The 14,199-nt window shown below is 68.7% G+C and carries 12 protein-coding genes; 7 read left to right on the top strand and 5 right to left on the bottom strand.

The window, feature by feature from the left end; all coding sequences use genetic code 11:
- The first annotated feature begins 21 nt into the window (after positions 1-21).
- A complete protein-coding gene (locus HWX25_RS03200) occupies positions 22-513 on the top strand; it encodes a 2,4'-dihydroxyacetophenone dioxygenase family protein (protein WP_059450233.1) in 492 nt (163 codons plus the stop codon).
- 116 nt (positions 514-629) lie between these two features.
- Here HWX25_RS03200 and HWX25_RS03205 read toward each other — a convergent pair whose 3' ends face one another.
- Both HWX25_RS03205 and HWX25_RS03210 read right to left on the bottom strand, forming a co-directional pair.
- Positions 630-1,778, bottom strand: coding sequence for an epoxide hydrolase (locus tag HWX25_RS03205; RefSeq protein ID WP_175907041.1), 1,149 nt, complete (start codon positions 1,776-1,778; stop codon positions 630-632).
- A gap of 74 nt (positions 1,779-1,852) precedes the next feature.
- The gene (locus HWX25_RS03210; RefSeq protein WP_175907042.1) at positions 1,853-2,812 is read right to left on the bottom strand and encodes a GlxA family transcriptional regulator; all 960 of its coding nucleotides are present in this window, start codon (positions 2,810-2,812) and stop codon (positions 1,853-1,855) included.
- A 140-nt stretch (positions 2,813-2,952) separates the two neighbouring features.
- Here HWX25_RS03210 and HWX25_RS03215 point away from each other — a divergent pair, with 140 nt between their 5' ends.
- Together HWX25_RS03215 and HWX25_RS03220 are read left to right on the top strand one after the other, a co-directional pair.
- Positions 2,953-3,753: an SDR family oxidoreductase gene (locus HWX25_RS03215; RefSeq protein WP_175907043.1), complete on the top strand. Its 801-nt coding sequence runs from the start codon at positions 2,953-2,955 to the stop codon at positions 3,751-3,753.
- Between the two features lie 270 nt (positions 3,754-4,023).
- Positions 4,024-5,802 carry a sensor domain-containing diguanylate cyclase gene (locus HWX25_RS03220; protein WP_244138726.1) on the top strand — a complete coding sequence of 593 codons (1,779 nt, stop codon included), beginning with the start codon at positions 4,024-4,026 and terminating at the stop codon, positions 5,800-5,802.
- A gap of 141 nt (positions 5,803-5,943) precedes the next feature.
- Here HWX25_RS03220 and HWX25_RS03225 read toward each other — a convergent pair whose 3' ends face one another.
- Positions 5,944-7,311 (bottom strand): MFS transporter, encoded by a 1,368-nt coding sequence (locus tag HWX25_RS03225; protein ID WP_175907047.1) that lies wholly within the window; start codon positions 7,309-7,311, stop codon positions 5,944-5,946.
- A 182-nt stretch (positions 7,312-7,493) separates the two neighbouring features.
- A complete protein-coding gene (locus HWX25_RS03230) occupies positions 7,494-8,453 on the bottom strand; it encodes an MBL fold metallo-hydrolase (RefSeq protein WP_059525310.1) in 960 nt (319 codons plus the stop codon).
- 178 nt (positions 8,454-8,631) lie between these two features.
- Here HWX25_RS03230 and HWX25_RS03235 point away from each other — a divergent pair, with 178 nt between their 5' ends.
- The gene (locus tag HWX25_RS03235) at positions 8,632-10,284 is read left to right on the top strand and encodes an IclR family transcriptional regulator C-terminal domain-containing protein (RefSeq protein ID WP_175907049.1); all 1,653 of its coding nucleotides are present in this window, start codon (positions 8,632-8,634) and stop codon (positions 10,282-10,284) included.
- Between the two features lie 644 nt (positions 10,285-10,928).
- Here the strand turns inward: HWX25_RS03235 and HWX25_RS03240 are convergent.
- The gene (locus HWX25_RS03240) at positions 10,929-11,411 is read right to left on the bottom strand and encodes an Lrp/AsnC family transcriptional regulator (RefSeq protein WP_006755380.1); all 483 of its coding nucleotides are present in this window, start codon (positions 11,409-11,411) and stop codon (positions 10,929-10,931) included.
- A gap of 285 nt (positions 11,412-11,696) precedes the next feature.
- On the opposite strand from HWX25_RS03240, the gene HWX25_RS03245 reads away from it, so the two are divergent.
- The 3 genes from HWX25_RS03245 (at position 11,697) to HWX25_RS03255 (ending at position 14,107) form a co-directional block, all read left to right on the top strand.
- On the top strand, positions 11,697-12,338 hold the full coding sequence (locus HWX25_RS03245) for a LysE family translocator (RefSeq protein WP_059819023.1): 642 nt from the start codon (positions 11,697-11,699) through the stop codon (positions 12,336-12,338).
- A 124-nt stretch (positions 12,339-12,462) separates the two neighbouring features.
- Positions 12,463-13,638, top strand: coding sequence for a voltage-gated potassium channel protein (gene kch / locus HWX25_RS03250; RefSeq protein ID WP_175907051.1), 1,176 nt, complete (start codon positions 12,463-12,465; stop codon positions 13,636-13,638).
- A gap of 37 nt (positions 13,639-13,675) precedes the next feature.
- Positions 13,676-14,107: a YqaA family protein gene (locus tag HWX25_RS03255; protein WP_175907053.1), complete on the top strand. Its 432-nt coding sequence runs from the start codon at positions 13,676-13,678 to the stop codon at positions 14,105-14,107.
- The last annotated feature ends 92 nt before the right edge of the window (positions 14,108-14,199 follow it).

The raw sequence follows: 14,199 nt of genomic DNA on the forward strand, positions 1-14,199 counted from the left end.
CGTTTCCGCTCGCCTCCCGCCATGACGCAGCCGTCCGCCCCGCTCCCGACCGACCTGCCGCCGATTTCGTGCCTGCCCGGCGACGCGCTGCCATGGCTGCCGATGAGCGCCGACCTGCCGGGGCTCGCGATCAAGTATCTGCATATCAATGCGGCGGAAGACACGCTGACCGCGCTGCTGAAGATGCCGGCCGGCGGCACGCTGCCGCGCCATCGCCACGATGGCGAGGTCTTCGTCCATACGCTGCAGGGTGCGTGGCGCTACCGCGAATACGAGTGGATCGCGCAGGCCGGCTCGACGGTGCTCGAACCGGCCGGGTCGGTGCATACGCCGGAAACGCTCGGCGCACCCGGCGACGACGTGATTACGCTCAACGTGATGCGCGGCGATCTGGTGCTGCTCGACGACGACGGCCGCGAGACCGCGCGCGAGAATTGCCGCGTCGCGCTGCTGCGCCAGCGCAAGCATGCGCGCACCGCGCCGCACGATGCGGCGCCGTTCGTCACACGGTAATCGCGCGGCAAGACGGGCGACATCGTCGCATCACGATCCGCACGGCGCCGGCACTCGCCAACACGCGCATGAATGACTGCCGGCGCACTTCACCACCCAAGCCGCCCCCGGCGGCATTACCGAAAGCGCCGGAAAAATCGGCGAATATCGTCGGCCAGCAGTTCCGGCTCCTCCATCGCGGCGAAATGGCCGCCGCTCGGCATGTCGGTCCACTGCACGACGTCGAACACGCGTTCGAGCCAGCTGCGCGGCGGACGACTGATTTCCTTCGGAAAGCGCGCAAATGCGACGGGCACCGCCACGCGCTGCCCGGCCGCGAAGCGCATCGGCTGCAGCCGGTTTTCCCAATACATCTGCATTGACGAGCCGATGCAGCCGGTAAACCAGTAGAGCGAGATACCGGTCAGCAGCGTGTCGTGCGAAAACCGCTTTGCGACGTCGCCGTCGCAATCGCTCCACGTGCGGAATTTCTCGGCGATCCATGCGGCCAGCCCGGCTGGCGAATCGTTGAGCGCGACGGCCAGCGTCTGCGGCTTCGTCATGTGCACGTGCGCGTATCCGCCCTCCAGCGCAACCCACTCTCCACGCTGCGTCACAAAGGCGCGTTCGTCCTCGGTCAGCGGGGAAGCCGCGTCGGTCGGCGGCTCGTAGTTGCCGGGCAGGTAGTTCAGATGGATGCCGTTCACCACGTCGGCATGTCGCGCGCCGAGCGCAATCGACACGCCCGCGCCGAGATCGCCGCCTTGCGCGCCGAAGCGACGATATCCGAGCCCGGACATCAACGTCGCCCAGCGGTCGGCGACCTGAAATGCCGACATGCCGGGTGCCGCGGGCGCGGGCGAGAACGCGAAGCCGGGAAGCGACGGCGCGACCACGTCGAACGCGTCGTGCGGATCGCCGCCGAACGCGGCCGGATCGCACAGGCGATCGATCAGCGCGTCGAATTCGAGTACGGAGCCCGGCCAGCCGTGCGTGATGACGAGCGGATACGGCTTCGGCCCCGCCCCACGCCGATGGATGAAATACACGCGTTGCCCGTCTGCGTCCGCGACGAACTGCGGCTGCCGGTTCAGCGCACGCTCCGCCGCCCGCCAGTCGAAGCCCTCGCGCCAGTACGCAACCAGTTCGTGCAGCCACGCGCCATCCACACCCTGCTGCCACGGCGCGGCGGGTGTCAGCACCGGTGCGCGCGTGTCGCGCAGGCGCCGACGCAGGTCATCGAGCGCGTGATCGGGAATCGCAATGCTGAACGGGGCGGCGTGCATGGTGTCTCCTCGCGAGGAATGCCGGAGATTCTGCGCGATTTTTCCGACCCGCGCTGGCGGCGCGCCCGCGAGCGTCAGCCCGTTTCGCGCTCGTCCGCCCGCGCGTCGCGCCGCACGGCCTGCGGCGGCACGCCGAAGCCGCGCACGAACGCATCGCGCAGGTGGCGCCGGTCGCGGAAACCGTTCTCCTTCGCGATCACATCGAGCGAATGCCGGCTCTGCTCGATCATCAGCCGCGCGGCTTCCAGCCGCAGCCGCTCGATCGCCTTCGCCGGCGACTGCCCAGTTTCGAGCGTAAACACGCGGCTGAACTGGCGCGGACTCAGGTGGACGGCGTCGGCCAGTTCCTCGACGGTCAGCGCGCGGCCGAGATTCCGCCGCGCATAGTTGAGCGCGTTCTGGATCCGGTCCGATTTCGGCGCGAGGTCCAGCATTTCCGAATGCTGCGACTGTCCGCCCGCACGGCGCTGATGCATTACGAGCTTGTGCGCGACCGAGCGCGCGGTGTCCGCGCCGAGATCCTTCTCCACCATCGCGAGCGCCAGGTCGAGGCCGGCCGTCATCCCGGCGGACGTCCAGATCGGGCCGTCGACGATGTAGATCCGGTCCTCCTCGACACGAATGTCCGGAAACTGCTGCTGCATGCCGCGTCCGTACGCCCAGTGCGTCGTCGCGCGGCGCTGCGCGAGCAGCCCGGCCTCGGCGAGCACGAACGCGCCCGTGCAGATGCCGGCGATGCGCCGCGCGCGCGCGTTCGCGCGTCGCAGGAACGCGACGACGCCGGCCGGCGCCGGCGACGCGAGCGGATCGTTGACGCCCGCGACGATCCACGTATCGACGTCGATCCGCCCGCGCAGCGCGCGCGTCGCGACCGGCAATCCGAGCGACGAAGGCACGCCGCCGCCGTCGACGGAATAGTTGTCCATCACATAGAACGGCTCGCCCGCGATCATGTTCGCGTACTCGAACACCGATTGCGCGGCGAGCGCCATGATCTGGAAGCCGTCGCTGATCAGAAAACCGATGCGGTGCATGCGTATCTCCAGTAGCGGGGCATGATCGTGACGACCGGCCCGATGTCCGAAATCATACCCATCTACGTCATTTGTGTCGCCGCGATTCGAGGCCAGAATGCCTTCACGCACTCACCCTTTCCTCGACATGGAGCGACATCATGACTGAAGCACATCGCGGTACCGCCGTCATTACCGGCGCATCGTCCGGCATCGGCGCGATCTATGCGGATCGCCTCGCGCGCCGCGGCTACGACCTGATCCTGGTCGCGCGCAACCGCGACCGGCTGGCCACGCTCGCCGAGCGCATCACGAACGACACGCAGCGCAGCGTCGAGATCGTCGGCGCGGACCTCAACGACCGCGCGGCGCTCGCCGCCGTCGAGGCGAAGCTGAAGCAGGACGCGAGCATCACGCTGCTCGTCAACAACGCGGGCGTCGGCACGCACGCGCCGCTGCTCGACAGCGACGTCGACGCGATGACGCGGATGATCGACCTGAACGTGACCGCGCTCACGCGCCTGACCTATGCCGCCGTGCCCGGTTTCGTCGCGCGCGGCCGCGGCGCCGTGATCAACATCTCGTCGATCGTCGCCCTGTCGCCGGAAACGCTCAACGGCGTCTACGGCGGCAGCAAGGCATTCGTGCTCGCGTTCAGCCAGTCGCTGCACCACGAACTCGCGGAACAAGGCGTGCAGGTGCAGGCCGTGCTGCCAGGCGCGACGGCGACCGAGTTCTGGCAGACCGGCGGCCTGCCGCTCGAACACCTGCCGAAGGAGATCGTGATGTCGGCGTCCGACCTCGTCGACGCGGCGCTGGTCGGCTTCGATCGCGGCGAACTCGTGTCGATTCCGTCGCTGCACGCGGCCGGCGAATGGGATGCGTACGAGGCCGCGCGCCGCACGATGGCGCCGCACCTGTCGACGGATTCGCCGGCGCCGCGCTATACGGTTGCGCGCTAGTCGCGCAGTACCCGCGTCGCGCCCGTGCTGTCCGGGCGCGACGCTTGCGAATCGAAGCGCGTCGACGGCGCTTGCGCCACCGCAGCCGTCGACGCCGCGACGCATTCCGGACCCTGCGTTGCGTTCCCGCCAAAGCCGGTTTCACCCCGCTTGCCACGCATTTTCCGCGACGATAAGCTTCGCGATTGCAACTCCCGAAGCAGCGCCACGCGACATTCGTCCGATGATCGGCGCAATCGACCGTCGCGGAATTCGACCATGCGGTTCCGAATGTTCACCTCCGGGGCCGGCGACACACCCGGCTCCTCTCGCGTCCCCGCCGACGATCGCCCGGCGCTCGCGCCGTTGCCAGAACTCGAGACCGTGTGCCGGCTCGCCCGCGCGCATGTCGGCACGGCCGGCGCGTTCGTCACTTTCGCCGAAGCCGGCACGCAGCGCGTGGCGGCGTCCGACGGAACGCTGCCCGCCACGCTGCCTGCCGTGCACTTCCCGCCGCGTGTCGAGCGCGTCTCGGCGTCCGACCGCCGATTCATCACACCCGAGGCGAGTGGGCTCCCGCTCGACGCGCCGCACGTCGTCACGGCCTGCGAACTGATTGCGGCCGACGGCACCACACCTGGCGCACTGTGTATCGTCGGCGACGCGGGCCTGATGCTCGACGCCGCGCAACGGGCTTTCCTGCATGACCTGGCCACGCTCGCGGAACACGCGATCGCCCGCGCGAATGCACAGGCCGCGCTGCACGAACGGCTCGGCGGCATAGAAGAACGCAGCGCGCTGACCACGCTCGCGCTGACCGAAAGCGGCACCGGCATGTGGGACCGCAACGTGGAAACCGGCGAGATCCATTATTCGGCGGCCTGGAAGGCGCTGCTCGGCTACGAGCCCCACGAACTGACGAGCCGGATCGAGGATGCGTACGAACGGCTGCACCCGGACGATGTCGCCGACGTGAAGGCCGCGATGCTCGCGCATTTCGAAAGCCGCACCGACAGCTATGCGGTCGAGCACCGCATCCGCTGCAAGAACGGCACGTACAAATGGATCTGCAGCCGCGGCAAGGTCATCGCCCGCGACAACAACGGGCGTGCGTTGCGCATGGTCGGCACGACCACGGACATCACCGCGCTGCGCGAACTCGCCGGCCGGCTGAGCGACTCCGTCACACTCGTGACGAACCTGACCGACCAGGTCCCCGGTCTCGTGTTCCAGCTGCGGCAGACCGCCGACGGTCGCCGATTCTTTTCGTACGCGAGCGCGGGCGTGCGCGACATCTACGAACTGACGCCCGAGCAGATCTCCCGCGACGCGGACGCGGTCGAGACCCGGATTCATCCGGCCGACCTGGTCGCGTACCGCCAGTCGCTGCTGGCGTCGGCGGAGCGACTGACGCCGTGGCGGCTCGAATACCGCGTGCTGCTGCCGGATCAGGGGATGCGCTGGCGCGAAGGCGACGCGCGCCCGCAACGCACGCCGGACGGCGGCACGGTCTGGCACGGCTTCATCACGGATGCGACCGAGCGCAAGCACATCGAGACCGAGCTGCACCGGATGGCGACGACCGATCACCTGACCCAGCTGTCGAACCGCCACGCGTTCATGCGGCAAGGCGAAGCCGCGTTGCGCCGCGTGCGCGCCACCGGCCAGGACGCCGCGGTGCTGATGCTCGATCTCGACCACTTCAAGGCGCTGAACGACCGCTGGGGACATCCGGTCGGCGATCGCGCGCTCCGGCATTTCGCGCGGCTGCTGCTCGCGGAAATCGGGCCGGACGGCATCGTCGGGCGCATCGGCGGCGAGGAATTCGCGATCGTGCTGCCGCACGCCGGGATCGATGCGGCGTGCGCGCTCGCGCTGCGCGTGCAGCAGCGCGCGGCCGACGCGCGGCTCGTGCACGAGGACCAAGTGCTGGCGCTGACCGTCAGCATCGGCATCGACGCGATGCGGACGTCCGACTTCGGCGCGTACCAGGCGCTGTCGCGCGCGGACAAGGCGCTGTATGTCGCGAAGGAACGCGGCCGCAACCGGGTCGAGGTGTATCGCCCCTAGCCGCGCACCGCGCCGGCGCATCCCCCGATCAACGCGACGCGCGCGCGACCGCGCCGCCGAATGCGCACGCGGCGACGTGCCAGCGACGCTCGCGCTTGCGGTCCGGGCGCCGCGCGATCACGATCATCGCCCGGCCGTGGTTCAGGCCCGCCGCGCAGGTTCGCCCTTCACGCCGAGCATCAGCGCGGCGCCGCTCAGCGCGAGCAGCGCGGCCAGCAGATACACGGCGAGATCCATGCTGCCGGTGCGCGTGCGGATCAGCCCGATCACCCACGGGCTGACGATGCCGCTCGTGATCCCGATGCTGCTGATCAGCGCGATCCCGGCCGCGGCCGCGTTGCCCGACAGATAGCGGGTCGGCACGGCCCAGAAGATCGGCAGCGCGGCGAAGATCAGCGTCGCCGCAATCGACAGGCACGCGAGCATCGCCGCGAAGCTGTGCAGGTGCAGCGTCAGCGCCGCGAGTGCGAGCCCGCCGCCGATCGTGCAGCACGCGAAATGCTTGCGGCGCTCGCCGGTGCGGTCCGAGCGGCGCGCGATCAGGATCAGTCCCACCGCGCCGACCGCGTTCGGCACGACCGTGTAGAGGCTCACGGCCACGACGTCGGTCACGCCGAAATCGCGGATCATCAGCGGCATCCAGAAATTGAGCGTCAGCGACGCGCAGGTCAGCGAGAAATAGATGAACGCGAACAGATAGACGCGCGGGTTCGCGAGCGCGGCCGCCAGGCTGCGCGTGTCGTGCGCGCCATGCGCACGGCCGTCGCCGCACAGCGCGGCGACGCGCGCCTTTTCGTCGGACGTGAGCCACGCGGCGTCCTGCGGCCGGTCGACCAGATACGCGAACGCGAAGCACGCGAGCACGATCGCCGGCGCACCTTCGATCGCGAACATCCATTGCCAGCCGTGCAATCCGAGCACGCCGCTCATGTCGCGCATGATCCAGCCCGACATCAGGCCGCCGAGCACGCCGGCCACCGCGACGCCCGCGAAGAACACCGAGATCGCCGCCGCGCGACGGTTCGCCGGAAACCAGTAGGTCAGGTACAGCACGATGCCGGGAAAGAAGCCGGCCTCGAACACGCCGAGCAGGAAGCGCAGCACGTAGAAATGCGACGGCTGCGACACGAACATCATCCCGGTCGACGCGATGCCCCACAACAGCATGATCCGCGTGAACGTGCGGCGCGCGCCGAAGCGCGCGAGCAGCAGGTTGCTCGGCACCTCGCAGAACACGTAGCCGACGTAGAACACCGCGGCGCCGAGGCCGTACATCGCATCGCTGAAGCCGAGGTCGTGCTTCATCTGCAACTGCGCGAAGCCGATGTTGATGCGGTCGAGAAACGACACGACGTAGCAGAGGAACAGGAACGGCACGATCCGCCATGCGATCTTGCGGAACAGCAGCGCGTCGCCGGCGTCCGACGCCGGTGTGGATTCATATGCGGAAGGCGACGTCGCAACACTCGCGTGCGCGATCGTCGCTTCGGCGGGAAGCGATTGGGGCATGTCTCTCTCCAAACGGGCCGCGCGATTCGAGCGCGCAGCAGTCTCCGAGGGCGTACGTGCGCCCTGCTTTCTTGTGAGACCGGAAGCCGGCGCCCCGAACCGCGGCCCAATGCCGCCGTCGTTCAGGCGCCGTCAGAAAAACGGCGGGGCGCCCGCCTGGACGCCGCGCCGCGGTGAGCCGCTCAGTCCTGCAGCGCGTCCCACATTTCCTTGTCGCGCTGCGCGGTCCAGATGCGCGGATGCGTGATGCCGCTCGCCTCGTCGAACGCACGCGACACGTCGAACGGGAGACAGTGCTCGTAGATGAACACGTGGCCGAACTTCGGATCCATCGCTTCGCGCGTGAGCGCCATCGACGCCTTCAGGTCGAGCTTGCGCTCGACGGCCTTGCGGCCCTGCGCGAGCAGCGTCGTCACGAAATCCTTCGTGTAGTCGAGGCCCTTGTCGACCTCGGCCGGGTTCAACAGCGCGGGGCCGCGGCCCGGCACGAGCTTTTCCGCGCCGAGCGCGCGCAGCGCCTCGAGCGTGGCCGGCCATTGTTCGAGCTGCGCGTCGCCGCAATAGCAGGCCGCGTCGTATTCGACCAGGTCGCCGGAGAACAACACCTTCTGCGACGGCAGCCAGACGATCGTGTCGCCCTTCGTGTGGCCCGAGCCGACGTGCATGATCTTCACTTCGAGCTTGCCGAGGAACAGCGTGATCTCGCGCTCGAACACGAGCGTCGGCCAGGTCAGGCCCGGCACCGTCTCGACGCCCGCGAACAGGCGCGGAAAGCGCTCGATCTCCGACTTCATGTCGGCCTCGCCGCGCTCGACGATCATCTCGTACGTGCCGCGGCTCGCGATCACGTGCTGCGCGCCTTCGGCGAAATACGCGGACGCGCCGAGCACGCGCACCGCGTGGTAATGCGACAGCACGACGTGCTTGATCGGCTTGTCGGTCACGCTGCGGATCTTCGCGATCAGGTCCTGCGCCATCGCGGGCGTCGCGGTCGTGTCGACGATCAGCACGCTGTCGTCGCCGATGATCACGCCCGAGTTCGGGTCGCCTTCGGCGGTGTACGCGTACGCGTTCTCGGACAGCTGCGTCCAGGTGACTTTCTTCTCTTCCAGATCGGCTTGGGAGGCGAATGCTTTGGCCATGTTGCGTTCCGTGGCTGCGAGCCATGTGTTGAGGGGAGTGAGGCGGATCATCTGCCCGCGTCGATTATTTGTCAATGACAAATGCGCTTGCTATTGTCCAATACGGGTAAACCTGCGGGCTGGCGCGTCAAATGGCGTCGGATACCATGCGGGGTTTCGTCAACGGAAGAATCATCGCGTGCAGAACCACGAAGTCAGCGCGGACGACGCGCCGCCCAAGGCGCAGCGCGGAATCCAGAGCGTCGAGGTCGGCGGCCGGCTGCTCGACGCGCTCGCGCGCCGGCGCAAGCCGCTCGGGCTGTCGGAGCTGGCGGCCGCGGCCGAGCTGTCGACCGCGCAGGCGCACACCTATCTCGTCAGCCTGACGCGGCTCGCGCTCGTGAAACGCGACGCGCTCACGGGCAACTACGAGCCGGGGCCGCTGTCGCTGCGGCTCGGGCTGATGTCGATCGAACGCCAGCCGGCCTATCGCGCGGCGCTGCCGCACGCGGCGCGGCTCGCGGAAGCGGTCGGCCTGAGCGTGGCGCTGTCGGTGCCGGGCGTGCTCGGGCCCACGATCGTGCGCATCGAGCACGGCGGCTATCCGCTGCACGTGAACCTGCACGTCGGATCGGTGATGTCGCTCGACACGACGGCGACCGGCCGCGTGTTCCGCGCGTTCGGCGACCCCGCCCAGCTCGACGCGATGGCGGCCAGTCAGGCCGGCGCCGGCGACACGCTCGCCGGCGCGGAAGGCGTGCAGCCCACGTCCGACGCCGGCGCGTGGCAGGCCGAACTCGACGCGATCCGCGCGCGCGGGATCGAGCGCGGCGTGGACCGGCCGAGCCCCGGCGTCAGCGCGATGTGCGTGCCGGTGCTGGACGCGGACGGACGCCTGCAACTCGCGTTGACGGTGATCGGCTCGACCGGATCGATCGATGTCGGCTGGGACGGCCCGATCGCGACGGCGCTGCGCGATGCGGCACGGCAAGCCACCGCCTCGCTCGGCGCGGGACGCGATGCCCCGCCGGTCGCGCCGGGCATGCCGCCGGCCACGCAGCGCATGCCGCCCGCGCTCGCCGACGATACGAAAGCGCAGCGCGGCATCAACGCACTCGACAGCACGGGCGAACTGCTGCTGGCGCTCGTGTCGGCGGGCCGTGCGCTGCCGCTGCGCGATCTCGCGGCGGCGGCCGGCATGCCGGCCGCGAAGGCGTTTCCGCATCTGGTGAGCCTGCAGAAGATCGGCCTGCTGAGCCGCGACGACGCCGGCTGCTTCGGCGGCGGGCCGCTCGCCCAGGCGCTCGGCCTGATCGCGATGCAGCGCGTGTCGCCGACGCGCGATGCGGAAGCCGAGATCGTCGCGCTGGCGGCCGCGACCGACATGAGCGTGGCGGCCGCGACGCTCGGGCCGCTCGGGCCGACGGTGATTCGTCTCGAGGAATCCGCGCGGCCGCAACATGTGAGCCTGCAGGTCGGCACCGTGATGTCGCTCGTGAATACCGCGATCGGGCGGATCTTCGCGGCGGGCATGTCCGACGACGTGCTGGCCGGCCTGCTGGCCGACGAGCCGGTGCGCCTCGCCGGCCGCGCGACGCAGGTCGACGACGCGTTCCGCGCGCGGCTCGCGACGATCCGCGCGGACGCGCTCGATTTCGCGTTCGATGCGCCGGTGCCGGGCATCGGGACGATCGCCGCGCCCGTGTTCGATCACACCGGCAGCATCCGGCTCGTGATCGCCATCATCGGCTCGTCGCGCGGCTTCCCGCGCGGGCCGGACAGCGAACTCGCGCATGCGCTGCGCGCCGCGACGCGCCGCCTGTCGTGGCGCTTCGGATGGATCGGCGGGTAAGCGCCGCCCCGCCGCCGCGCCCTTTCTCCGCGCCTGACTTCCCCTTCCGCCCGTCAATGCGAGGCCGTGCTCGCCACGGCTTCGTCACGCGCGTCCGCCACGCGGAAGCAGATGCAATTCATGTTGCGCAGCAGCAACACAAATTGTCAGTAATTCTCATATAACGAAATCGCATTTCACAGCACGGTGACGTTCCTCTATGATTAGGGTTATCCCTAACTCGCCACCTACATGGGGCTTCGTCATGCAAACGTCTAATGTCTCCGATCGTTCCACCCAATCCGCTGGCTGGCTCGCACGTGTTGGCGAGCTGCTTGCAGAAGCATGGGCACTGCACCTCGAGAACTGCGAAGTCATCGCTGAAGCGCACGCACGCCTGCCGCGCTGAGCGCAGCGTCACATCATCCGTCTGACCCGCCTGCCGGGACGCGCGCCGTAAGGCCGCCGCACCCGGCATCGGCGTGGCGGATGAGCGCCGCAAAAGCCGACGGAAGATTCATCCGTTTTCCGGCCCCGCAGGCATTTCCCGCCTGTTTCCGGCTCCGGGCCGCGCCCATTCGACGCGACAGCCCGATTGCCGCTCCTCTCCGGCACACCCGCGAATCTCGTCGTCACGACGATCCGCGTGCCGTCTCCCCCTGTCGTCACACCTGGATCGACGGCACGTCTTTCATGCACCGCAGCGCGAACATCGAGCGGCTGTGGCGGATGCTCGAAATCCTGTACAGCTTCTCGCGCAAGAAGCGCTCGTAGCCGGCCGTGCCGTCCACCGCGACCTTGATCCAGTAGTCGTATTCGCCCGACACGAGGTAGGCCTCGAGCACTTCGGGCAGCGCCGCGAGTTCGGCGCCGAAACGCGCGAGCGCGTCGTCCTCGTGGCGATCGAGCGTGACTTCGAGGATCACGATGTCCGCGTAGCCGAGCATGCGCTGGTTGACCAGAGCGACGTAGCCGTCGATGTAACCGTCGAGCTCGAGCTGCCGCGTGCGGTTCCAGCATGCGGTGGTCGACATGCCGATCTGTTCGGCCAGTTCTGCGTTCGACAGACGCGCATTTTTTTGCAGTGCACCGAGGATCTTGCGGTCCTGGTTGTCGAGGGTTTTCGGCGTGCGTTCGCGGGTAGCCATGATGAAAAGAATCTTCTACTGAAAATCGGCATTCTATCTGAACAGGATTCCGGTTTCGGGTGCGTTTTGCTGGAAAACAGGAATCCTTTTAACCGGCCCGCTTGATACATTTTCTCCATGCCTGTTGTCCGGCACGCTCCCCGCGACAACCCCTTCGCGCCGGGACGCCCGGCCGCAATCACGAGTTGCGGCGCCGGACACGCAGGCATGCGGTGTCCCGCCTCCCGCGCGCCTATCCGGCTGCACGGGCCGGCGCCTGATCCATCGTTTTTCGCACATCCCGTCATGTCGTTCAGGCTTTATCTGTCGTTCCTCGCTGCGTCCGCCGTCCTCATCTATGCCCCCGGCCCCGTCAACCTCCTCACGATGAACCAGGCATTGCGCACCGGCTGGCGCCGCGCGCTGCCGTGCGTATGGGGCGGCACGCTCGCCGTGCTGCTGCAGCTCGCGCTGACCGCGCTGTGCCTGAATTCGCTGGTCCGTCTCGACGAGCACGCGCTGAACGTGCTGCGCTGGGCCGGCGCGGCCTACCTCGTGTGGCTCGGCTGCAAGCAATGGCTCGGCCGCACGCCGATCGCCGCGTCCACCACGTCGGCCCAACCCGGCAGCACCACATCCGATGACAGCGAACGCGCGCTGTTCTGGCGCGGCGTCGCTACCTCCGGCCTGAATCCGAAGACGCTGTTGTTCTTTCCGTCGTTCTTTCCGCAGTTCATCGTTCCGAACGCGGACTGGAGCCTGAACGCGCAGTTCCTGCTGCTCGCGACGTCCTTCGCGCTGCTGTTCGCCGGCGGCGTCGCGTCGATGGCGCTCTTCTCGCACCGGCTGAGCCGTGCGCTGCAGCGTCCGGCGCGGATGCGCGCGATGAATCGCGTGACGGGCGGGCTGCTGGTCGGCATGGGCGCGATCATGGCCGGCTGGAACTGAGACCGGGCGGCCTCACGCGCGGGTGCCGGGTCAGCCCCGTGCCCCGCGAAAAAGCAGCGGATCGCCGAATGCTTTAGGGTAGCGGCTGGTTCGTTGGACATGCCCGGCTCGCCCGGGCGATTGCATGAAGCACGTCACTACCCGCCTGCGGCGCCTGTTCGCGCCGATCGGCCTGCACGGGTATCTCGCTCTCCTCCTCGCGCTCGATGCACTGATGGTGCTGCGCCCCGTCGTCGCCCATGCGAAGCTCGGCGCGCATCATGCTTGGCTCACCGATGCGCTGAACCTCGTCGACAATGCCGGCCTCGTCGTGCTGCCGCAGGTCGTCGTCGCGGCCGGCCTCGCGACGATGGCCATCGGCATCGTGCTGCGTGCCCGCGTCGCGTGGGTGCTGTCGATCCTGCTGCTGGTCGCGGCCGCCGCGATCAGCATCCTCGGCGGCTACCGCAGCAACGCGGTATTCGTGTACACGGCCGTCCTCGCCGTCACGCTGATCTGCTACTGGCGCCATTTCGACCGCGCGAGCGTCGCCGCGAGCAGCCTGTTCGCGCTGCTCAGCATCGTGTCGCTGCTGATCTACGCGACCTTCGGCGTGCTGTATCTCGGCGACGAATTCACGCCGCCGGTCCACGACCTCGCCACGGCCGTCTACTTCTCGATCGTGTCGATGTCGACGGTCGGCTACGGCGACATCGTGCCGCACGCACCCACCGCGCGCCTGTTCACCGCGTCGGTGATCGTGCTAGGCATCACGGTGTTCGCGACGTCGATCAGCGCGGTCATCGGGCCGGTGATCGGCGGCAGCCTGAAACGGATCGTCAAGGGAGGCATTTCGAACGTGATCCGCAAGCATCATTTCCTGATCGTCGGCGCGACGCCCGTCGCGCATGCAGTGCACGACGGGCTGCGCAAGCGCGGCTACGCCGTGACCGTCATCGTGCCGGCCGGCGTCGAGCACAACTATGCGGGCGCGACCGACCTGATCGTCGGCGACGCCACCGACCACGCGGTGCTGGAAAGCGCCGGCGCGGCCACGGCCCGCGCGGTGCTCGCGCTGCGCTCCGACGATGCCGAGAATGCGTTCATCATCCTCGCGATCCGCGAGATCGCATCGACGGTGCGTACCGTCGCGCTCGTGAACCAGCAACGCAACCTCGAGCGGCTGCGCCTGCTGAAGCCGGACATGGTGTTCTCGCCGCAGCAGCTCGCGGGCGAACTGCTCGCCAGCACGCTCAACGACGAACCGGTCGACAAGTCGGTGATCTCGCACCTGCTGTTCGGCACCGACGCCGCCGCGTGACCGGTGCCGGCCGGCGTGCGGCCGGTACAATCGCGCGATGTCCGAATTGCTCACTTACGGCGGCCTGTTCGCCGTGTCGATGGTCGCCGCGACCCTGCTGCCGCTCCAGTCCGAAGCCGTGCTCGCCGGCCTGCTGCTCGCCGGACGCGAGCCCGTGTGGGCGCTGGTGCTGGTCGCGAGCGTCGGCAACGTCGCGGGCTCGGCGGTCAACTGGGCGCTCGGCCGCGGCATCGAACACTTCCGCGACCGCCGCTGGTTCCCGGTCAAGCCGGCCGCGCTCGCGCGCGCCGAGCGCTGGTATGCGCGCCACGGCCGCTGGTCGCTGCTGCTGAGCTGGGCGCCGGTGGTCGGCGATCCGCTGACGATGATCGCCGGAGTGCTGCGCGAGCCGCTGCCGACCTTCCTCGCGATCGTGACGATCGCGAAGGTCGGGCGGTATCTGGCCGTCGCATGGCTCGTGATGCACTGACGCCGCCCGCCCGCGTCGGGCGAACCTGCTCGCCCCTTGCGGCTTCGCACCGCTAAAGAATTCGCCGAACCTGCCGTATTCCTTACGGTATG

The organism is Burkholderia sp. BCC1640 (genome assembly GCF_902833125.1).
In the GTDB taxonomy this organism is placed as follows: Bacteria; Pseudomonadota; Gammaproteobacteria; order Burkholderiales; family Burkholderiaceae; genus Burkholderia; species Burkholderia diffusa.